Source organism: Providencia xihuensis, from assembly GCF_041953405.1.
Taxonomy (GTDB): Bacteria; Pseudomonadota; Gammaproteobacteria; order Enterobacterales; family Enterobacteriaceae; genus Providencia; species Providencia vermicola.
In genome coordinates this window covers 2,411,978-2,431,085 of record NZ_CP169565.1, presented here as the reverse complement: position 1 = coordinate 2,431,085, position 19,108 = coordinate 2,411,978, and the positions used below count along the sequence as shown (strand labels likewise).

At 39.7% G+C, this 19,108-nt stretch carries 24 protein-coding genes and 1 pseudogene; 11 read left to right on the top strand and 14 right to left on the bottom strand.

Annotated elements, in window-relative coordinates:
• Positions 1–11: 11 nt before the first annotated feature.
• The 3 genes and pseudogenes from ACE2AL_RS10810 to ACE2AL_RS10800 all read right to left on the bottom strand — a co-directional run.
• Positions 12–470 (bottom strand): GNAT family N-acetyltransferase, encoded by a 459-nt coding sequence (locus ACE2AL_RS10810; RefSeq protein WP_272538447.1) that lies wholly within the window; start codon positions 468–470, stop codon positions 12–14.
• A gap of 5 nt (positions 471–475) precedes the next feature.
• Positions 476–1,105, bottom strand: coding sequence for a GrpB family protein (locus ACE2AL_RS10805; protein WP_375083492.1), 630 nt, complete (start codon positions 1,103–1,105; stop codon positions 476–478).
• 92 nt (positions 1,106–1,197) lie between these two features.
• A pseudogene (locus tag ACE2AL_RS10800) lies at positions 1,198–1,443 on the bottom strand (EamA family transporter); the annotation flags it as partial.
• Between the two features lie 126 nt (positions 1,444–1,569).
• On the opposite strand from ACE2AL_RS10800, the gene ACE2AL_RS10795 reads away from it, so the two are divergent.
• From ACE2AL_RS10795 to ACE2AL_RS10785, 3 genes are all read left to right on the top strand, one after another.
• Entirely contained in the window at positions 1,570–1,905 is a 336-nt protein-coding gene (locus ACE2AL_RS10795; RefSeq protein WP_206084302.1) for a hypothetical protein, read from the top strand.
• 76 nt (positions 1,906–1,981) lie between these two features.
• Complete coding sequence (locus tag ACE2AL_RS10790; protein ID WP_206084304.1) at positions 1,982–2,368, top strand: cytidine deaminase; 387 nt, start codon at positions 1,982–1,984, stop codon at positions 2,366–2,368.
• A gap of 23 nt (positions 2,369–2,391) precedes the next feature.
• Positions 2,392–2,868 (top strand): NUDIX hydrolase, encoded by a 477-nt coding sequence (locus ACE2AL_RS10785; RefSeq protein ID WP_206084306.1) that lies wholly within the window; start codon positions 2,392–2,394, stop codon positions 2,866–2,868.
• Here the strand turns inward: ACE2AL_RS10785 and ACE2AL_RS10780 are convergent.
• Positions 2,865–3,479, bottom strand: coding sequence for a LysE family translocator (locus ACE2AL_RS10780; RefSeq protein ID WP_375083491.1), 615 nt, complete (start codon positions 3,477–3,479; stop codon positions 2,865–2,867). The two genes, ACE2AL_RS10785 and ACE2AL_RS10780, sit on opposite strands and share 4 nt — an antisense overlap.
• A gap of 147 nt (positions 3,480–3,626) precedes the next feature.
• Here ACE2AL_RS10780 and ACE2AL_RS10775 point away from each other — a divergent pair, with 147 nt between their 5' ends.
• Together ACE2AL_RS10775 and ddlA are read left to right on the top strand one after the other, a co-directional pair.
• Positions 3,627–4,508: a LysR family transcriptional regulator gene (locus ACE2AL_RS10775; protein WP_272573625.1), complete on the top strand. Its 882-nt coding sequence runs from the start codon at positions 3,627–3,629 to the stop codon at positions 4,506–4,508.
• A 134-nt stretch (positions 4,509–4,642) separates the two neighbouring features.
• Entirely contained in the window at positions 4,643–5,746 is a 1,104-nt protein-coding gene (ddlA, locus tag ACE2AL_RS10770) for a D-alanine--D-alanine ligase (RefSeq protein WP_375083490.1), read from the top strand.
• 63 nt (positions 5,747–5,809) lie between these two features.
• Here ddlA and ACE2AL_RS10765 read toward each other — a convergent pair whose 3' ends face one another.
• From ACE2AL_RS10765 to ACE2AL_RS10750, 4 genes are read right to left on the bottom strand one after another with little or no spacing between them, the layout of a single operon-like run.
• Entirely contained in the window at positions 5,810–6,370 is a 561-nt protein-coding gene (locus ACE2AL_RS10765) for an adenylate kinase (protein WP_206084315.1), read from the bottom strand.
• A gap of 12 nt (positions 6,371–6,382) precedes the next feature.
• On the bottom strand, positions 6,383–6,856 hold the full coding sequence (locus ACE2AL_RS10760; RefSeq protein ID WP_375083489.1) for a GNAT family N-acetyltransferase: 474 nt from the start codon (positions 6,854–6,856) through the stop codon (positions 6,383–6,385).
• Entirely contained in the window at positions 6,840–7,613 is a 774-nt protein-coding gene (locus ACE2AL_RS10755; RefSeq protein ID WP_206084318.1) for a GNAT family N-acetyltransferase, read from the bottom strand. The genes ACE2AL_RS10760 and ACE2AL_RS10755 overlap by 17 nt, the downstream gene beginning before the upstream one ends.
• A gap of 3 nt (positions 7,614–7,616) precedes the next feature.
• Positions 7,617–8,717, bottom strand: coding sequence for an NAD(P)/FAD-dependent oxidoreductase (locus ACE2AL_RS10750; RefSeq protein ID WP_371007164.1), 1,101 nt, complete (start codon positions 8,715–8,717; stop codon positions 7,617–7,619).
• Positions 8,718–8,850: 133 nt separating this feature from the next.
• Here ACE2AL_RS10750 and ACE2AL_RS10745 point away from each other — a divergent pair, with 133 nt between their 5' ends.
• A complete protein-coding gene (locus ACE2AL_RS10745) occupies positions 8,851–9,678 on the top strand; it encodes a PhzF family phenazine biosynthesis protein (RefSeq protein ID WP_375083488.1) in 828 nt (275 codons plus the stop codon).
• A gap of 55 nt (positions 9,679–9,733) precedes the next feature.
• Here ACE2AL_RS10745 and ACE2AL_RS10740 read toward each other — a convergent pair whose 3' ends face one another.
• Together ACE2AL_RS10740 and hisN are read right to left on the bottom strand one after the other, a co-directional pair.
• Positions 9,734–10,894 (bottom strand): MFS transporter, encoded by a 1,161-nt coding sequence (locus ACE2AL_RS10740; protein WP_206084330.1) that lies wholly within the window; start codon positions 10,892–10,894, stop codon positions 9,734–9,736.
• 28 nt (positions 10,895–10,922) lie between these two features.
• Positions 10,923–11,723, bottom strand: a complete 801-nt coding sequence (gene hisN, locus ACE2AL_RS10735) for a histidinol-phosphatase (RefSeq protein ID WP_206084332.1) — start codon at positions 11,721–11,723, stop codon at positions 10,923–10,925.
• Positions 11,724–11,809: 86 nt separating this feature from the next.
• Here hisN and ACE2AL_RS10730 point away from each other — a divergent pair, with 86 nt between their 5' ends.
• The 3 genes from ACE2AL_RS10730 to ACE2AL_RS10720 all read left to right on the top strand — a co-directional run bounded on the left by ACE2AL_RS10730 (position 11,810) and on the right by ACE2AL_RS10720 (position 14,206).
• Positions 11,810–12,583 carry a DeoR/GlpR family DNA-binding transcription regulator gene (locus ACE2AL_RS10730; protein WP_375083487.1) on the top strand — a complete coding sequence of 258 codons (774 nt, stop codon included), beginning with the start codon at positions 11,810–11,812 and terminating at the stop codon, positions 12,581–12,583.
• Between the two features lie 77 nt (positions 12,584–12,660).
• Positions 12,661–13,584, top strand: a complete 924-nt coding sequence (locus tag ACE2AL_RS10725) for a S9 family peptidase (RefSeq protein ID WP_206084336.1) — start codon at positions 12,661–12,663, stop codon at positions 13,582–13,584.
• Positions 13,585–13,609: 25 nt separating this feature from the next.
• Positions 13,610–14,206: a LysE family translocator gene (locus tag ACE2AL_RS10720; protein ID WP_272538438.1), complete on the top strand. Its 597-nt coding sequence runs from the start codon at positions 13,610–13,612 to the stop codon at positions 14,204–14,206.
• Between the two features lie 39 nt (positions 14,207–14,245).
• On the opposite strand, the gene ACE2AL_RS10715 is transcribed toward ACE2AL_RS10720, so the two are convergent.
• Complete coding sequence (locus tag ACE2AL_RS10715; RefSeq protein WP_206084340.1) at positions 14,246–15,028, bottom strand: GNAT family N-acetyltransferase; 783 nt, start codon at positions 15,026–15,028, stop codon at positions 14,246–14,248.
• A 175-nt stretch (positions 15,029–15,203) separates the two neighbouring features.
• On the opposite strand from ACE2AL_RS10715, the gene yqfB reads away from it, so the two are divergent.
• Entirely contained in the window at positions 15,204–15,524 is a 321-nt protein-coding gene (yqfB, locus tag ACE2AL_RS10710; RefSeq protein WP_206084342.1) for a N(4)-acetylcytidine aminohydrolase, read from the top strand.
• Here the strand turns inward: yqfB and ACE2AL_RS10705 are convergent.
• A complete protein-coding gene (locus tag ACE2AL_RS10705; protein ID WP_375083486.1) occupies positions 15,521–16,387 on the bottom strand; it encodes a LysR family transcriptional regulator in 867 nt (288 codons plus the stop codon). The genes yqfB and ACE2AL_RS10705 overlap by 4 nt on opposite strands.
• 95 nt (positions 16,388–16,482) lie before the next feature.
• Here ACE2AL_RS10705 and ACE2AL_RS10700 point away from each other — a divergent pair, with 95 nt between their 5' ends.
• Entirely contained in the window at positions 16,483–17,397 is a 915-nt protein-coding gene (locus tag ACE2AL_RS10700) for a DMT family transporter (RefSeq protein ID WP_375083485.1), read from the top strand.
• A gap of 51 nt (positions 17,398–17,448) precedes the next feature.
• On the opposite strand, the gene ACE2AL_RS10695 is transcribed toward ACE2AL_RS10700, so the two are convergent.
• Both ACE2AL_RS10695 and ACE2AL_RS10690 read right to left on the bottom strand, forming a co-directional pair.
• Positions 17,449–17,970, bottom strand: a complete 522-nt coding sequence (locus ACE2AL_RS10695; RefSeq protein ID WP_272573616.1) for a GNAT family N-acetyltransferase — start codon at positions 17,968–17,970, stop codon at positions 17,449–17,451.
• 142 nt (positions 17,971–18,112) lie between these two features.
• Entirely contained in the window at positions 18,113–19,099 is a 987-nt protein-coding gene (locus tag ACE2AL_RS10690; protein WP_206084348.1) for a D-cysteine desulfhydrase, read from the bottom strand.
• Positions 19,100–19,108 lie beyond the last annotated feature (9 nt).

The window sequence follows — 19,108 nt, the reverse complement described above, 5'->3', positions numbered from 1 at the left end:
TGTCTAATACCTTAGCGTTTCATAATGGTGACAAGCTCATCATTGACTTTACGCTGTTCCACATCTTGCCACCCCATTTTTCGATAAAGACCCTGCATATCAGGTGTATATAGGTAAAGACTTTCACTTGTGGATTTTCGATAGTGCTGATAAAGCGTTTCAATCAGCTGGGTGCCAATCCTTTTTCCTCTGGCTGATGGCACAGTTAAGACTTCCCCTAGCCACCAAGTCGCCTGCTGAATATCTGGGAGCTCGCGAAGGATCGTGCTAGCGGTTGCAAGTAGCTGGCCATTACTGTCTACGAAACAAGACAAAATTTGCGGATTAGCCGCTTGGCTGCGCTCGTGCAGCCTGTGTTTTATCTGTGCTGTGTCGGCCCATGGTGATAAACTCGCCCACTCTTGGTGTAATGCATCACTAATTTGTTCAATTAATTGAATATTTTGCTTAGTAACAATCACAAAATGCATATTTTCTAGTTCTCATGTAAAAGTAAATCAGGTAACAGCATGTCTAATTGTTCGAAAAGTCGACTATAAATATCCCTGACAACCGCATTTTTATTGACGTTATACTCTTTGACATAGTTGGCATCGACTACAGCGGCTAATTTAGCGTTTGCATATTTTTCGCTATCGTCGGGGTGCTCAATTAACCAATTACGAAACAATAAGTGGCGTAAATGTTCAGGACAATCTGGTGCAAAAACGTGTAAGTTCACTTGTGGATCTTGTAATTTAAGCATTCGATGCTGGTACCAAGAGGGCTCCCGCACAGTAAGTTCAAATCCAAGTTCTTCAAGGGTTGGAACATAACTTTTTTCGTCTTCGGGGGTTGCTACAATCAAGTCAATGTCGATAACAGGCTTAGCCGCTAAGCCAGGAACGGCTGTTGAACCTACATGAGCAATCTTAAGCGCTTTATCACGTAGAGCATCACAAATATATTTTTGCTGTTGCCGATAGATTTCTGGCCACTTCAGGTCATAAGGAACAACTTGAATTAGACGAGGAACAGGCTTTCCTTTCACCCAAGGGTTTTCAGTTAGGTCACCTTCACTAAAGTGCATAATCTGCCGTTTATAATCTGCTAAAGAAAGGGCCACTGTTCGCTCCTATATAATTCATATGTAGCAGCAAATAATAAAGTAAATTTTTATTGCGATCGCGCTTTGTGTGCCTACAGATACAGCCAATTTTAACTCGCGAATTTTTTCGAGGCGGCAACGCAAAAAATAATGCCACAAGTTGATGTAATCATTAAAGAATTGACGGTCTCATCAAGCAGCCAAGCTAAAAGTAGTAAGCCAATAAAGGGTTGTAATAGTTGTAATTGCCCCACACCTGCAATACCTCCTTCTGCAAGTCCTCGATACCAAAAAAAGAACCCTAATAACATGCTAAAGAAAGAGACGTATACTAAACCTAGCCAAGCCTTTGTTGATACGTTTGCAAGGTTAGTTGGCCATAAAATCACACATAGCACTAGCTTGAAAATATAGAAAAAATAATCCGAATAACGACATGGAACACACCAGCGCTTACAACAGCGATTATTTGTGATTGGTTAATGAAAGGTGAAGTTGCAAAAATTGAACGTAATAAGCGGCAAGATGCAAGAAATAGGCAAAAAATTGTCCAACAAGTATTTGGCGATTTTCCCTATATTGCTCATCCTAATAGCTATTTTATTTGGGTACCATTACCTGAAGGTTTGCGTTCCGAATCGGTTATTCGTCAACTCAATAAACGTAATATTGCGGTGAGTCGTGCTGAGTCTTATTCGACATCAAACGCTGTGCCACAGGCCATACGTGTGGCTGTGAGTACGGTTTCTTATGATGAGCTAGCCGCTGCATTAGATACTATCAAGTCAGTAATATTGTATATGGTAGATCTGGAATAGAGCACAAAAAAATTAATACTTTTTATTATGTTAGCGTTTAATTAAGATATTCAATTAACATTAAAAGAGGGCAATTATGTTAAAACACCTCGTCGAGATTGCGAAACGATATGCGAAGCCAGCGACATTTAATGGGTACATCGAAAGTGGGCATGTTGCTGCTGCATTAGAAACCGATGATGGCAATATTTATAGTGGCGTGAGCATCGATTCCGCATGTTCACTGGGGTTCTGCGCAGAGCATGCTGCCGTTGCAGATATGCTAAAAGAAGGGCGTTCAGTGATTAAGGCGATTGTTGCTGTTGATGCATCAGGTTGTATCGTGCCACCTTGTGGCCGCTGTCGTGAGTTACTTAGTCAGCTATCAGATAAAAACAAAGAGACAATCGTTGGTGTTGATGATAATACCCAAGTGACCCTTGCTGAACTCATGCCATATGACTGGAAAACATCACGTTGTTGAACACCGAGAAGAGTCATCATCAAATGAATAATGAGATTAAACACTTTACTGCAACGGCAATGATCCGTAATGAAAAAGGGGAGTTTTTACTGCATGAACACCCTAAACTAGGTTTTTGGTTACCGCCTGGGGGGCATATTGAAGAAAATGAAGAACCGCAAGATGCGTTATATCGCGAAGTATTAGAAGAAACGGGGCTTCATTGCAATATTATTAGTTGTGGATATCCCTTTAAGACCTCAGTTGTTGCTTCATCTCATACGCAATCATTATCATTACCGATGGCCATTCTCAAGGAATTTATCGCGGATAAGAAAAAAGGTGACCATTGGCATATCGATATGGTGTATTTATGTGAATTAATTTCACCTGAGCAGCCACCTTTTTCACCGTTTAGTTGGGTGCCTTTTCAACAACTCGCGCAATTAAATATGCCTAAAGATGTTATTGAACTGGCACAAATGGCAAATGAATATTATCAGGGGCTCAATAAGGCTTAATTGATATTGAAAAAGAGCAAAGAAAAACCAAGTAAGACTAGCAAGGTGCCAATGGTTTTATCCATGACTGATTGATAACTCAATACTTTATTACGTACTGAAGGGGTGGCAAAAAATAGTGCGATTAAGCTAAACCAAACTAAGTGCACCAATGAAATAAACCCCCCATAACCTAAGTTGAGCCAAACAGAGTTTCCGACTTGGATAACTTGACTATAAACGGAAACAACAAAAAACATGGTTTTGGGGTTTAGGGCATTGGTTAAAAAGCCTGTTTTAAATGCATTAAATTTAGATATTGGCTGTGTGTTGGCGCTATCAGTGGTTATTTTTGTTTTGTTGGTGAATGACTTAAAGCCGATATAAACCAAATAACAAACACCGATTAACTTAACGGCTAAAAATAATGCACTTGAGCTCATAATAATTAGCGTAATACCAAAAATTGTATAAAATACATGCACTTGAACGCCAATTGCAATGCCAAAAGCACATAATAATCCTGTCTTTATGCCGTAGGTATAACTTTGCCGAGTTACCATCGCAAAATCAGGCCCTGGACTGATCACGGCAAGGATTGTTATTGTTGCTACTGCAAGGATTTCATTCATTTAAGTTTCCTAAAGAGTTATAAAAACTAACAGTTACAACCATGAATATGGTTGTAATAATCTATTTAATGTTTTTATTATCAATATATTGAATAAAGTTAAAAAGCGATTTATCCTGACTGAAATCTGTCACTTTTCGTTACCAATATGAAATTGCCGCCGTTATCGACCTTACGCTTCTTTGATGCCGCAGCTAAAGCGGGTAGCTTTGTTAAAGCTGCACAAGAATTAAATGTCACTCACAGTGCTATCAGTCGCCAAATCCGCCTATTGGAAGAACACCTTGGTGTGGCGTTATTTGAGCGGCGAAATCGTGCTGTTTTCTTAACAGCTGCAGGCCAACTTCTTTTACAGACGACCAGTAGCTTATTTGAGCAGTTAAGCGCGACAGTTGAGCAAATCAAGACAAATGCCACGCCTGACGTAGTGAGTGTGTCTTGTGAACCAACGATTGCCATGAAGTGGCTAATTCCTCGTTTAACTGATTTTTATCAACGGTATCCCCATATCACTGTTCACCTTGTTGCTGCTGGTGGCTCTATTGATTTTGCGAAGACCCATGTTGACCTTGCTTTAAGGCGCAATGATTTTGTATGGGGAGGACAAATATACGCTACCAAGGTATGTTCAGAGCAAATGGGGATAGTACGACTACCTGAAAAAGAGGCTGTTAGTTTGTTACCAAACCGCCCGCTATTAACAAGTGCATCACGCCCTGAAGCGTGGGTAACATGGCAAAAAAATAGCGGCGTAGATTTAACAGGCTATAAATATGTGACCTATGAACATTTTTACCTGTGTATTCAAGCCGCTTTATCAGGACAGGGGACTGCGTTAGTGTCTTTTCTTATGGTTACAGATGAAATTCAATCAGGGCAACTTCAAGCTCCTGAGGGCTTTATTCCTGACGGATCTGCTTATTACTTGCTCTCGCCAAAACCTATTGCAGCAGATGGCGCAGTGACAGTCTTTGTGAATTGGTTAATTGAGCAAATCAATATAAGCATCGGTTGTATTAATAATTTATAGATATTCCATCAAAAAACTAATGATTGCTCATTATTACAGCGAACCTCACTGTAATATAAAGATTTTATGACATAACTTTTGCCGTGCATGCTATATTTCTCCGTTAGGTATGGTGTATTACGTTGGAGCAGATAATGAGCAAAGTACGGGTAGGTGTAATTTTTGGTGGAAAATCGACAGAGCATGAAGTTTCTCTGCAATCAGCTAAAAATATTATTAACGGCCTTGATCGTCAGAAGTTTGACGTGTGCCTTTTGGGTATAAACAAAGAAGGTCAATGGCATGAATATAATGAAGCGGATTTTCTTATTCATGGGGATGATCCATCCCGTATTGCACTCAATACACCGAAACGTAGTATTGCACTTGTTCCAGGTAGGACGCATGAACAATTTATCTCCCTAGAAGACGCAAAACCATTGCCACAAATTGATGTTATTTTCCCTATTGTTCACGGTAATTTAGGCGAAGATGGGTCATTGCAAGGTTTATTGCGCATGGCAAATTTGCCGTTTGTAGGGCCAGGTGTTTTAGGTTCGTCGGCCTGTATGGATAAAGACGTAACTAAAAGATTACTCAGAGATGCAGGCTTAAATATTGCCCCGTTTATTACTGTACTGCAAAATAAACGCACAACAATAAAGTATGAAGTAACAGTGGCACAGCTAGGTTTACCGCTATTCATTAAACCCGCAAACCAAGGTTCATCGGTTGGCATCAGCAAAGTCAGTAACGAGTCAGAGTTTGAAGCAGCATTAGATTTTGCATTCCTGTTTGATACTAAAGTGCTTATTGAAAGCGCAGTAAAAGGGCGTGAAATTGAGTGTGCGGTATTGGGTAATGACGACCCACTCGCTAGCCCTTGTGGTGAAATAGTGTTACACGATAGTTTTTACGCATACCATACCAAGTATATTGATGAGAATGGCGCATCTGTCGTAGCCCCAGCTCAGTTAGAAAATGCGGTGAGTGATAAAATTCGCGAGATTGCTTTAGCCGCATACCAAGCATTAAATTGTAGTGGTATGTCCCGTGTTGATGTCTTTTTAACGGAAAATAATGACGTTGTTATCAACGAGATCAATACATTGCCTGGTTTTACAAATATCAGTATGTATCCGAAACTTTGGCAGCAAGGTGGTATGACGTATCAGCAATTAATTAGCCGTTTAATTGAATTAGGGATTGAAAAATTCCAACAAACGGCGATGCTAAAAACTGCGTGTGATGAAATTTAATCGCTAAGGTAAGGTATTCTCGGTAGCTTTTATGGCTACCGAGATGTGTTAACAGAACCTGAGTTATTTCAGCTGTTTGTCCTCAATTTGCGCTTTCATTTGTTGTAAAAACAAACGCGTTTCCTTTGGTGATGTGAGCCGAACAAATTGAATATGGCACAAGTTGATATTCGCCATATGTTTTAGGTTTCTTTCCTTATTTGGATAGTAAGTCTTTAGTAGCCATAGAATAATTGAGTCTCGGCTGAAAAAGGCTTTTCCCCAACGTTCTTTATTGCCAGTATTTTCCCATAGCTCTTGTCCTGAACGAATGCGCGATAATGTACGAGTAATTGACTGATAAAGGGTTCGCGGCAATGAATAATCAAGCCAAATCACCATATCGACATCTTTCCATTTGATAGGTTGAGTCCGTGTATAGTTTCCGTCAAGTACCCACCCAGAAGGCGCGTTATTCAAAGAAATGCTGAGCCTTTCTGCCAATGCTTCATCTGAGGAACCTTGCCAATTTGCGAGCCAATATAAACTATCTAATTCAATGGCAGGGACATTTAACAATAATGCTAGCTGTTGGCAAAGGGTGCTTTTACCGCTGCCGCTGGTACCGATAATATTAATCTTCATAGGATGTTGATGTCAGATATATTTGTGATAAATACGCAAAGAGAGCTGACTTAATGCTACAGACAACCGCCACCCACAGCGGATGAGTAAGTTATCCGCAACGGCTGTCGCACAAAAAATTTCGGGGTATTGTTGTTTATCAATGAACAACTCAAGTTGTTCAAATAAATACTGTCCGAGTCCCTGATTTCGTTTTTCTGGGATAACAAAAGCGGCACCGACCCATGGAAATGGCGTGTTATCAGGTAAAAATTTGTCATTTTTCAAGGCAATAAAACCACAAGGTTTATTTGCCTCAAAGGCGATAATCCCCATACCCGTTCCTTCACGATGGCGATAAGTGGCGATATCTTGCCAAACATCACCTTTTCCTAGTGGACCATAGTGGGAAGGCCACTCCTGAAGGAACCATTGTGCAATTAATGGCTCCAATTCAGGCATATCGTGTAAATAACACCAGTGACGTAGGTTATTTACACCAGACATAATTGATATAGCGGAATAAGGGCTCAAAACCAAACTTTTTATACAAATCAAACCCCGCTTCAGAGGCATCAAGGAAGCAGTGTTCAACACCTTGCTGACGGCAAAATGCTAACGCGTAATCAATGAGCTGTGATGCGTAGCCATTACCTTGGTGGCTGGGTTCTGTACCAATGTCATCGAAACGAGCAAGCGTTCCTTCAATTGTTACGGTCATAGACGTAGCGGGCTCGCCATCGACAAGTAACACTAGGTGAAATTGTGGAGCGCCTTGTTGTAGGGCATCTTCGTGATAACGCACATACTCTTTAATGACTTGGTCGTGCTCTTCCGACAGGTAAAATGCAGAAACTAGCGGCTTTGCCCACAATGACAAATCGTGATTAGCTAAGACAATATCCACTTGGTTATCAGGTAGTTCAACCTTATTTTGTTTCGCTAGAGTTAATGCCATGGCAGTCGTTACGCTGTCACGTTTGTAACCTAATGATTCAGCTTCGTTAACCACCTGAGGGAGCATTTCTTCAGGGATCACTAAAGTGTGATTTTTCTTTTGCGACACAAACAGATTGTGTGCTTGCATAAATGCGTGACTGGTGGAGTCAGGTTGCAAATAGATAAAGTTAAACGCTGGCGAATTAAGCGGCGTTAAATAGCAAATGGTGTGTTGTGCAATCTGGATACTATGTTCACAAATAGATGTCCAAAACGTTTTTTCAATCGATTGATAATGTCTTAAATAGTACAACGGAATATTCATTTGTCAGTTACCTGATGCAAAACGAGTTAATCGATATGGGCCAAGTGCAGTGTGTTCTATTCCATGCAAAATTTCATCTTGAGCCAATTGGCATATCAACGGCGCTAGTGTAATCGCAGCGTGCATACTGATAATATATAAACCTTCGAAATCAGCAACTTTTCCGGCAATTGGCATCTCATCTTTTGGCATGGGTCTCATTCCGATGAAAGTTTTTTCAAGATTTAACGTATCACTACCTATAAATGAATTTTTGATAACGGTTAGGGCGTTTTGTGCGATACAGTCTGCGCTATGTTCTGGGCGATCACTCAGGTAATCCTCAGCACACAGTATTTTACCTGTAGAAGCAGGACGTAACTCCATTTCAGGAGTTGAAATAATATGCTGCACTAACGGTTTTTCATCTGGCGCATTAATGTGCACAATAATTGACGGTGAAGCACTCACAGGTAACTTAACCCCAATTGAGCCAATGAGCGCAGTGGCATCAATACCCGCTGTTATCACCGTTTGGTCGGCTAAAAATGTACCATGCTCTGTGATCACACCTAAAATACGCTGACCTTCTTGAACAAGTGAGAGTACTTCATGTTGGGGTAAATAGATTATACCTTGATCAATGGCTAACTTTAGCAAGGTTTGAGTCGCATAAACAGGGTCAACGCTCCCTTCATCAGGGCAAAAAGCAGCAAGCGTCGGGAGTGTACATAAATTCGGCTCCATCTTTTGTAATGCATTTTTATTTAGTGCTTTGACGTTAAAATGATTTTTCTGATGCTCATCAATAAAAGATGCTGTCGCTGTTTCGTTATCTTGCCAACTAATTGCACCGGACCACTGGATGTTTAGCTGGCCCTGTGTGTGCTCGTCAAGAGAGCGCCATTGCGCAAGTGCTTGCTTGCGAAGTTGACTGTAAGCGTCAGGGCGGCCATAAGACACATTAAGCCAAGCAAAGGCGTGTTGGGTAACACCTTGGCTTGCGTGTTTTTTGTCTAATAAGATAATGCGTTGATTTGTATGTTTTGATAAATACCATGCTAAGGTGGTGCCGACAAAGCCCGCACCCACGATAATAATTGTATTTTTAGTTGTCGAATCCATGGGTTACCTGTGTCAAAGTATTAATTACAATAGCTATCTTAATGTGTTATTGCATTTATATACACAAAACATTGTTAGCTAGCGCATTATTATTCCCATAGTAAATATGGTAGTAACGACGTCAGAGGAAAAAATGAAGTATATTTTTGAGCAAGTGAATGTTTTTTCAGCCATTAAACTGGATGGTAACCCATTAGCCGTTGTTGTTGGGGCGGATAACCTAACAGATGCACAAATGAATAAATTCGCAAAATGGACCAATTTAAGCGAAACCGTTTTTCTATTGCAGCCAACAAAACCCGAAGCAGATTATCGTGTGAGAATTTTTACGGTAGAAGGTGAGTTACCGTTTGCAGGGCACCCGACTTTAGGGAGTTGTTTTGTGTGGCAGCAAACCTATGGGCAGCAGCAGAAAACATCGATAGTTCAAGAATGCAAAGCAGGGTTAATCGCAATTAAAATGGTGGATGGCCGGTTGGCATTTAAGGCACCACCGCTCATCCGTAGTGGTGAAATTGCTCAAAATGAAAAAATAAAGGTATTTAAAGGGTTGGGGATCACCGAAGATGATGTTGTTGACAGTAATTGGGTAGATAACGGCCCAGGTTGGATGGGGATTCAGCTTAAGTCAGTGGACACACTCTTAAATATTAAGCCTGATTATTTTCAACTGAAGGGCTATGATATCGGCTTGTGTGCGATTTACCCTGAAGGTAAAGATAAACAGCTCGAAGTCAGAGTTTTTTGTGGTACCAGTTCAGTAGAAGACCCCGTGACAGGAAGCTTTAACGCGGGTGCGGCACAATGGTTAATCCCTCAAGGAAAACTCCCAAAACAGTATACTGTTGGCCAAGGGCAGTGTGTTTATGGCGAAGGGCGAGTGTATGTGAGTGCAGATGATGACGGAATTTGGATTGCTGGTGATGTAATTAACTGCATCAGTGGGACGATTGAACTCTAATTATTTGGTTATCATAAGGTTGCCATTCATTAGCAACCTTATGATATTCATTAGACTAAACGCGGATAAAACGGGTAACAAATGCAATAAATACTAATAATACAGAAATCATTAAAAGGGCAGTCGCTAGTGTTAATTGGAATGCGACAAAGCCAATTACTGCAGGTCCCGCTAAGATCCCTAAGTAACCCAATGTCGAAATCGCAGGTACAGCCAAGGCTTCTGGCATCGTGTTTTGTTTACCCGCTGCAGAAAACATCACAGGAACGATATTCGATGAACCAGCTCCCACTAAAGCAAAACCAATAATTGCAAGGGTTAAATAAGGGGAAATAACTGCGATTACGAAACCAAGGCAAGCTAGGAGTGCACCTAGAAAGACTACACGAGCTGAACCGACCCGCATCACTATTTTGTCACCCAGTAACCGGCCAATCGTCATTGTTGTAGCAAAAGCAGCAAAACCCAAACCACCTAAGGTCTCTTTAAGACCATGGTGTTCGATTAAAAATACGCCCCCCCAATCTAGCACAGCCCCTTCGGCAAGGAACACAGCAAAACAGACGATACCAATCACCAATACAATCCCTTTAGGGATAGCAATAAGCGGGCCTGTTGGGGCATTCGCATACGTAATTAAGCCGTTATAACAGATGGCTAATAAAACTAACGCAATAACAGAAACAAAAATAGACGCTAAAGTCGCGGATACCCCTAAGAGCAGAACTAAGCTCATAGTACCTGCACCCGCAATCCCCCCGACACTGTAGAATCCATGAAAGCCCGACATAATAGGCTTATCTGAGGACTTTTCCACAATGACGGCTTGCACATTCATCGCACAATCGGTCAAGCCAATAAAAATACCGAATAATAATAAGCCTGCCACCAGAAAAATGATGCTAGAAAGTGACGATAAAACAGGAAAAAGCAAACAAAAACCAATAGTTGCGATAACCATCAAGCGGCGACAACCATATTTGGCGGCTAATGCCCCTGTCACTGGCATGGCAACAAGTGCACCACCACCAAAGCAAAGTAGTAACATGCCAAGTGTTGCATCATTTGCTCCTGTATTGACTTTGACATAGGGGACGATAGCCGCCCATGCTGCGGTAACAAAACCAGCGATAAAAAAGATAATGCGCGTGGAAATTTGCTCCCTTTTCGCAGATGCTAAGTGAACAGTGGTATTAACATGTTGAGTAGATTGCATTTTTTATAATACTTTTTTAAATGATAAATTAACTACCTGAATTTAGGATAGTCAGAACGCGCTCATGAAGGATTGGGCAACCCGTTGCGACGACAGCCCCGCCAGATTCTGCACGTTTTCCCTCAAGTGTGGTAACGACTCCACCCGCACGCTCTATAATAGGGATTAATGGAACAATATCATAAGGTTCCAGTGCGAATTCAACACAAATATCAATTCTTCCTGCTGCAAGCATTGCCATCCCATAGCACTCTCCACCATAGCGGGTCATTAAAACACGTTCATCGAGCGCCTTAAAGTGAATATCAGGTCGAGATAATATTGGTTCTGGGGACGTCGTATGTAATATAGCCTGTTCTAATTTAACGTTTTTTCGAGTAGCTAAACGAGAATGTCCATGCGGGCTACTCGTCCAACTGCCATGTCTATCTGCCCAAAAGCGTTCCCCAATATAAGGTTGGCTCATCATGCCCATCACGGCTTTTCCCTGTTCAGTCAGGCCGATTAAGTTAGCCCAAAGTGGAATACCACATAAAAAAGGGCGAGTACCGTCTATCGGGTCGAGTACCCATTGAATGTCACCATCCCCTGAAATTCCATACTCTTCACCCATGATAGAGTGATTTGGATAGGTTTTAGTGATGTGTTCGCGCATGGCTTTCTCAGCCAACTTGTCTGCTTGCGTGACAGGGTCAAAACGATAATTAGCCTTTGTCTTGTTTTCAACCACACTGAGCTCATTAGTGCGGTAATAATCGAGAGAGATTTTCCCCGCAATATTTGCGAGTTCATGTAAAAAGAAGCTGTCAGGTAGCGGTAAGTTGTTCATATCTTCTTCCTTATTACGTTGTAAAGAGGGATTGACATAATTTTGTGCTCGATTATGATCACTTTAAAATAATTAAGAGGTACTATATGCTCGATTATGCAGCTTTTCCAGAGCAAAGACAAAATAAAATTCGCCAATTGTTACGTGAGCAAGGGCGAGTAATTTGTACTATCCTTGCCCGTAATATGCAGGTTTCTGAACATACAATTCGTAGGGATTTAAATGAATTAGCTCAAGAAGGCGTTTGTCGTCGAGTACATGGCGGAGCGGTGAGTATGCTTGATGAATTAGGCTCGTTCGAGCAAAGAATCGAGCAAAATCAAGCGGAGAAAATTAAAATTGCACAGGCCTGTAGCTTGTTAATTAAACAAGGGGCGTGTGTATTTATTGATACAGGCTCAACGAATCTAGAAATTGCACGCAATTTACCCGCGCATATTGCGTTTACCGTGGTGACAAACTCTCCCGCCATTGCAATTGAATCAATGAAAAGGCCGCTTTGCGAAGTGATTTTAATTGGTGGGAAATTAAATCGTGAAATTGGTGCCAGCATTGATACATCGGCAGTTAACCAAATTGCTCATATTCATTTTGACCAATGTTTTATTGGTGGCTGCGCTTTAGATCCACAGATGGGGGTGACTATTTTTGACTATGAGGAAGCTGAGTTAAAAAAAACACTCATTGAGCGTAGTAACCAAGTCATTATGGGGGTTACTGCAGATAAGTTACCAGGTGTTGCCCGCTACACAATTGCAAACTGCGATCAAATATCTATTTTGGTAATGGATAAGAATTTGAACTCAAATATCGTTGAATTATTTGCAGAGACTTCACTAAAAATAGCGATGACAGATTAACAAGTGGAGCATGATAAGAACCAACCTAATAACCTTATTTTATATAATGGCGAATAAAAATAACTCATGGTTTCCCTATGACAATTAAACTGACTGTACTTTTAACTTCTTTTTGTTCATTTAGTGTACTTGCTGCACCTAGCTCATATCAAAAACAAACCTTACTCAATGATGGTAAAGAAATTCATTATTACGTTATTCAAAAAGGTGATAACAAATCGCAAGATTTGCTAGTTTTATTGCAGGGTTCAGATTGCAAAAGCGTGGTAAATAACCCCAATATGGTTAAAAACTTTGGTGCAGTTTTTCCCAGAAACGATATTTTATTAGTTGAGAAAACAGGGTTGAATAGTTTAGTCGGCGCAGACGGTGAAGAAGCGTCAGAAGAAGATTGCCCTGTAGAATATATGTCTCAAGATTCTCCTATTGAGCGAGCGGATAATTATGTGGCGGTATTAAAACAACTCAAAAAAGATTATCAACATATTATCTTATTAGGGGGTAGTGAAGGGGCGTTAGTCACGCATTTAATTGCAGCTAAAGGCGATTTTATTTCGGCATCCATTGCGCTAAATGTGGGTGGGCAATATTTTATCGATGATGTGCTTTATAGCATTAAAAATAATACGCCAAAGGAAGATGTCGCTAATTCATTAGAGGGCTTTAATCAATTTGCGCAGGCGGCAAAGCATAAACAATTAAATGATGACCAGTTTGTCAGTGGTCATGGGCCACGCTGGTGGTATGAAATGCTGACGATTGATAACTTGAAATTAGTGCAGGCAATTAAAACGCCGCATTTGGTTATTCAAACTATGGCAGACACGAATGTCGATGCTTACAGCACAGAAAGAATGATGAGCCAAACGAATAACCCATCAGTTAATTTTAAAAAATATGAAAAACTCGATCACTTCTTTAAGGATAATAAAGGGCAATTGCACACAGAGATGATTGTGAAAGATATTCAAAATTGGTACAGCAATGCTGGATTAAAATAGATAACGAAATATAAGGTTTGTATCTGTGGATATACTGGGTTTTATAGTGACGTTGCTTCCAATCATTGTTTCCCCAGGGGCAAGCTTTGCAATTGCGCTGAATAGTACATTAACTCAAGGAATGAAAGGGCTACTTGTTCCAATCATTGGGACTGGGTTAGGGATATTGACTCATGGCTTATTAGTTGGTATTGGTCTATCAAAAATTCTAGCCTCTTATCCATGGGCAATGCGTTCAATCGGTATTTTAGGAACATTATATTTAGTTTATTTGTCTATCACATTAATTAACACAGGTTTAAAAGTAGGTAAAAGTGCAGCAAATAATGTGATAAGGACAGTTACGGTTAAAGATGCGTATTTAGCCAATCTACTTAATCCCAAGGCAATTGTTTTATATTTAGTGGTGGTATCAAACTTTGTTGGCACAGACCCTTCTCTAATCAGTTTTCTGGTTTTATCTAGTATACATGTATTGATGATGGCGGCTTGGTTGGCGGTATCATGTGGAAGCCTTATTATCTTTTCCTCATCAATTCAAATTAATACACTGAGAAAATATATTAATATTGGTGGTGGTATATTGCTGTTACTGATTACACTCACGCCGTATTTATTTTAAATAGCATGTACCTTTATGGCTCAGGTACACGCTAAATATTTATTCCGCAATAAAACTTAAGTAGCTAAAAATAGGCTCAAAACCCAGTTTTTTGTAGATTGAAAGCCCGTCTGATGATGCCTCTAATACGCACTGTTCAAGACCTTGCTGGTTGCAAACTGCTAATGCGTGTTTGATAAGTATTGTCGCAAATCCTTTTCCCTGAAATTGAATATCAGTGCCAATATCATCCAACCGTGCAGTTTTATCATTTACTGTTAAAGTTAAGGTAGATACAGGTTGCTCACCAGAAAATAAGACAAAATGCATCATATTGGTTTGTTTGTCTAATGCCCTTTGGTGGTAACGAATATATTCATTAATGACGATGTCGTCCTCTTCCTCATCATCGGAATCTGCAGGAAATGCGGTAATCAACGGCTGTGCCCAATCACTCAACCGTTCATTACATTGCTCAATTCGGTAGCCAGTCTCAATTGATGGTGGCTCCTTAAATAAAGACAGTGCGGACTTTGGTAAAATCATTGCTGTAGACTCGCCATCTGCAATGAAACCTCGCTTCTTAATTTCTTGCTCAAATTGGGTCAGTTCGTCTTGATGAACAACTAATATATAAGGTTTAGATTGTTGCTTAAATGTATTTTCTGCCTTTTCAAATTCGCTAAGATTAGTACCTTGATGCAGGTATATAAAATTGAAAATAGGTAAATTGAGTTCAGAAAAATAGCTAATAGTATTTTCACTAATCTTTAAAGTGTCGGAACAAATAGCAGACCAAAAATGTTCTTCTTGTTGGTAAAATAAGGTTTCGTTATTATTCATTATTGATATCCAGTTTGTTTTTAATTATGTTCAGACATAATTGTATAGAAAGCCTTGCTCCAACAGTAGAGTAAAGGCAAGCCACAGCACGAAAACAACCATTTGGTTGCATTTTGGCGATGTTATAAGAAAATGTGTTTTCAATAGGTCTTTTAATAAAATTTAGGGAAAAATTATGAATGATGCACCAGATACAATTACGTTTTTTGAGCGATTACTGCCATTGGTGGTATCTGGAAAAAAGGTAATCACAATCCGTGATAAAAGTGAAAGCCATTACGTACCAAACACAACCGTTAAGGTATATGCGCTTGAGACAGGGAAATATTATACCGAAATTGAAATACTCTCTGTTGAGCCTATTTTCTACGATGATATTTCTGAGTACCATGCAGAACAAGAAGCAATGACATTAGATACATTGAAAAAGCTCATTAAAGAAATTTATCCGACAGAGCAATCTTTATATGTGATTACCTATCGGTTATTAAATTAACCATACGTTTTTTTAGCAATTTGAATAAAAGCCTTTGTCGCGGGTGACAGTTGGCTTTTATCATTAACAGCAAAGGCGATATTGCGTTTAACTGGCGGGTCTAGTGGCTTTACAACAATATTTTGAATGTAATCTGGAATTGCAAGCTGTGCAACAATTGAAACAGCATCACCGCGAGCAACTAAAGCAAATGTACTAAGTAATTGCCGCGTTTTAAATTGGATTCTTGGTGTCAGCTTTTGTGCATGAAATAAATCTAACACGAGTTTCCCAGACCCTGCCTGCGTTAAATTAAAAGGGTATTTGCACAATTCTTTCAATGAAATACTTGGTAGGTTTGTCAATGGATGATTTTGAGGGAGAATAGCCACCATTTGGTCGTCTTTTACTTTAAAAGTATCAAACCGTTCATCAGGTAACACAACTACACCGATATCAATACGCTTTTCTTGTAACCACTGAGCGACAGTTTCGTCATCACCTTCATCAACCACAATATTAATCAGCGGGTATTTTTGGCGAAATTGGGCTAAAAGTGGTGGCAATAAGTTTAATGATGCTCCAGGGCCAAAAGAACCAATCCGTAAAACACCTGCTTGTAAACCATTGGATGCAAGAGCTTCTTGTTTTATAGCTTCTTGGATATTTAGCATATGGAGAGAATGCAATAACAGTGTTTTACCTATTTCAGTTAATGTTGTTTGATTTTGCTCACGAGTGAATAGCATAACATTGAGATCTTTCTCTAAGGATTTTATCGCGTGAGAAACGGCGGACTGGGAAATATTTAGTTTCATTGCCGCTAAAGTAAAACTTCTTAATTCAGCTACGATGGTAAAGATTTCAAGTTGCGTTAATGTCATGAGTAAACACTCATTAGTTTATGATGTTAGATTAGGGTTAGCTTATCAGTGGGAAAGAAATTAACAAGATTTATCTTTATCGCTGAGAGAACAAAATGCAAAACACAGTAACGATAGCAAAAAAGCGCTCACTAAATATTATTGTCATTCAAATGGTGTTTGTTTCAGTTATTTGGGGAGGTACATTTATTGCGGGTAGAGTTATCCAACCTGAGATCTCCCCTTTATTGTCTGCAACATTACGTTTTCTTTTTGCTAGCCTTTCATTAATTTTAGTTTTGTTTATTGGCCGTATTGGTTGGAAACGCATTTCAGTGAAGCAATTTTGCCAAATTATAGTGTTGGGGGCGAGTGGGGTATTTATTTATCAAATTTTATTTTTCTATGGGTTACAAATTATTTCTGCGTCACGAGCCGCTTTATTAGTCGCAATTAACCCTGCAATGATTGCATTAATTTCATTTATTCTATGGAAAGAGAAAATTTCAATTAAAAAAGGCATTGGAATCAGTTTTTGCGTAATAGGTGCAATTATCTTATTGTCTGATAAAACACCAGACTCAGATGGGGTTGTGGTCAGTAGCGGTGATTTAGCTATTTTAGGTTGTGTGATTAGCTGGGGGATATATACCGTCGCAGGTAAAAACGTTATCCAAGAAATAGGGGCATTACATACTGTGACTTATGCGGTTTTGTTTGGCACTATCTTATTAGTCCTTACATCTGTTTATACACAAGAAATGAATTTTGGGGCGCTGTCTTTGTTATCTGTGGGCGACTTAATCAGTTTAAGTTATTTAGGTGTCTTAGGGTCGGCTATTGCTTATGTATGGTATTACCAAGGTGTTGCACAACTAGGGGCTGCGGGAGCAGGATCATTCATTGCGCTTAATCCGTTAAGTGCTGTTATTATTGGTACGCTTTTTCTTAATGAAAAAATGAGTTCAATGATTATCATTGGTGGGGTATTCATCATACTGGGGATAATGATAACGAATAAGAAACAGTAAAAACTGAGTTGCTCGCCAGTATGTGTAGAGCAATTGATTTTATATTCTAAACTAAAGAGTTTTGTACATAATGTACTCAAGGGTTTGTTGGGATTTACTTTTAAATAAAATTTCCTTGAAGATTTGCAGCCCATTCGATTGGTATAACTGGATTGCCCGAGAATTACTGGCAAGCACATCTAACCAGAGTGCGTTAGAGCCTTTATTTATGGCTATATTTTCAATCATTTTGAAGGTTAATTTCCCATAACCTTTTCCTGTCGCTGAGGGTAAAAAATAGAGTTTATTTAATAACGTTCCAACGACTTGAGTATCGGGTATTTTTTCTTGATGTGTGAGCTTCACTAACCCTATAGGAAACTCGGATTCAATAACATACCACTCTATGTTTGTCTGGCTAATATCATGGATGATTTTATCAGCACTGTATTCCTGATTTAAGTATTCAAATAACTCATCTTTATTATTCCAGAGCACCGCAAAATGGTGCATATAGCTTTGCATACCAATTTCATGGAGGGTTAATGTATCTTGTTCACTGGCTAATTTGAGTGTGATAGGCATTGGTGTCATTGCGCTGTCTCTATGTCTACTAGGTGGATTGATATCCATTAATAAAAATGAGCTTATCAGAGGATTTTTGATACAAAGAATATAATGAAAATATTAGGTAAAAGAAAAGGGCAAAAATGCCCTTGGGGATAAACTGGAGCGATTAAATTGTTTGGCTAATATCTGCATAAGCAAACAAGGCTTGTGCACCGCCAGTATGAACAAACAACACAGGTGTTTTTTCGGCTGAGTTTTCTAAATAGTCAATTAAACCCGCCATAGCTTTTCCAGTATATACAGGGTCCAGTAATATGCCTTCTTGCTGAGCAAGAAGTGCAATCGCTGCAAGACCTTGCTGGTTAGGCATCCCGTACATGGGAGCAAAAAAGCTATCCCATAAAATGACGTCAGGCACTTGATTCAAGGCTAATAGCTGGGCTAATTCATTCTGTAGCTTTTCAACTTTAGGGGCTTGGTCTTGCTGCTTTCTTGAGACTGTCACTCCAATGACTTGGCTTCGAGGTAACAATTCTTTTAATCCAATAGCAAGACCTGCATGTGTGCCAGCACTACCTGAGGCAACGATGACTTTATCAAACTCAATGTTTTCTGGTTTCTGCCCAGCAATTTCTACTGCACATTGAATATAACCTAATGCGCCTAAAGCATTAGAGCCACCAACAGGCACAATATAGGCATCACGAAGTGACTGTGATGTAATGAGTTCTTCCATTTGGGCTTGTGGATCAGTTAATTCATCGCACATAACACAGCGCGCACCAAATAAATCCGTCAATAACTTATTACCATTATGCAGGAAATTTGTGTCATTGCTTTGAATTGGATTTTCTAATAAGGCCACACATTCCAAACCATACATAGCAGCAACTGCCGCGGTTTGTCTAACGTGGTTTGATTGAATTGCACCCGCAGTAACAATAATCTTTGCATTTTTTGCTAGTGCATCTGCCATAAGAAATTCAAGCTTACGTAATTTATTCCCACCCATAGCGAGAGGGGTCATGTCATCACGCTTAATATAAATTTCACGGCCAAACCTTTTCGACAAGTTATCAAGACGATGAAGTGGTGTTGAGGTTTTTAATAAATCAACTTTTTCAAATTGGCGTAGTGTTTGTTGAATTGACATCTAAATTTC

Coding starts and splice junctions, on each gene's coding strand:
- ACE2AL_RS10810 (WP_272538447.1), bottom strand. CDS start 470: ATGCATTTTGTGATTGTTACTAAGCAAAATATTCAATTAATTGAACAA.
- ACE2AL_RS10795 (WP_206084302.1), top strand. CDS start 1,570: ATGAAAGGTGAAGTTGCAAAAATTGAACGTAATAAGCGGCAAGATGCA.
- ACE2AL_RS10790 (WP_206084304.1), top strand. CDS start 1,982: ATGTTAAAACACCTCGTCGAGATTGCGAAACGATATGCGAAGCCAGCG.
- ACE2AL_RS10785 (WP_206084306.1), top strand. CDS start 2,392: ATGAATAATGAGATTAAACACTTTACTGCAACGGCAATGATCCGTAAT.
- ACE2AL_RS10780 (WP_375083491.1), bottom strand. CDS start 3,479: ATGAATGAAATCCTTGCAGTAGCAACAATAACAATCCTTGCCGTGATC.
- ACE2AL_RS10775 (WP_272573625.1), top strand. CDS start 3,627: ATGAAATTGCCGCCGTTATCGACCTTACGCTTCTTTGATGCCGCAGCT.
- ddlA (WP_375083490.1), top strand. CDS start 4,643: ATGAGCAAAGTACGGGTAGGTGTAATTTTTGGTGGAAAATCGACAGAG.
- ACE2AL_RS10765 (WP_206084315.1), bottom strand. CDS start 6,370: ATGAAGATTAATATTATCGGTACCAGCGGCAGCGGTAAAAGCACCCTT.
- ACE2AL_RS10760 (WP_375083489.1), bottom strand. CDS start 6,856: ATGTCTGGTGTAAATAACCTACGTCACTGGTGTTATTTACACGATATG.
- ACE2AL_RS10755 (WP_206084318.1), bottom strand. CDS start 7,613: ATGAATATTCCGTTGTACTATTTAAGACATTATCAATCGATTGAAAAA.
- ACE2AL_RS10750 (WP_371007164.1), bottom strand. CDS start 8,717: ATGGATTCGACAACTAAAAATACAATTATTATCGTGGGTGCGGGCTTT.
- ACE2AL_RS10745 (WP_375083488.1), top strand. CDS start 8,851: ATGAAGTATATTTTTGAGCAAGTGAATGTTTTTTCAGCCATTAAACTG.
- ACE2AL_RS10740 (WP_206084330.1), bottom strand. CDS start 10,894: ATGCAATCTACTCAACATGTTAATACCACTGTTCACTTAGCATCTGCG.
- hisN (WP_206084332.1), bottom strand. CDS start 11,723: ATGAACAACTTACCGCTACCTGACAGCTTCTTTTTACATGAACTCGCA.
- ACE2AL_RS10730 (WP_375083487.1), top strand. CDS start 11,810: ATGCTCGATTATGCAGCTTTTCCAGAGCAAAGACAAAATAAAATTCGC.
- ACE2AL_RS10725 (WP_206084336.1), top strand. CDS start 12,661: ATGACAATTAAACTGACTGTACTTTTAACTTCTTTTTGTTCATTTAGT.
- ACE2AL_RS10715 (WP_206084340.1), bottom strand. CDS start 15,028: ATGAATAATAACGAAACCTTATTTTACCAACAAGAAGAACATTTTTGG.
- yqfB (WP_206084342.1), top strand. CDS start 15,204: ATGAATGATGCACCAGATACAATTACGTTTTTTGAGCGATTACTGCCA.
- ACE2AL_RS10705 (WP_375083486.1), bottom strand. CDS start 16,387: ATGACATTAACGCAACTTGAAATCTTTACCATCGTAGCTGAATTAAGA.
- ACE2AL_RS10700 (WP_375083485.1), top strand. CDS start 16,483: ATGCAAAACACAGTAACGATAGCAAAAAAGCGCTCACTAAATATTATT.
- ACE2AL_RS10695 (WP_272573616.1), bottom strand. CDS start 17,970: ATGACACCAATGCCTATCACACTCAAATTAGCCAGTGAACAAGATACA.
- ACE2AL_RS10690 (WP_206084348.1), bottom strand. CDS start 19,099: ATGTCAATTCAACAAACACTACGCCAATTTGAAAAAGTTGATTTATTA.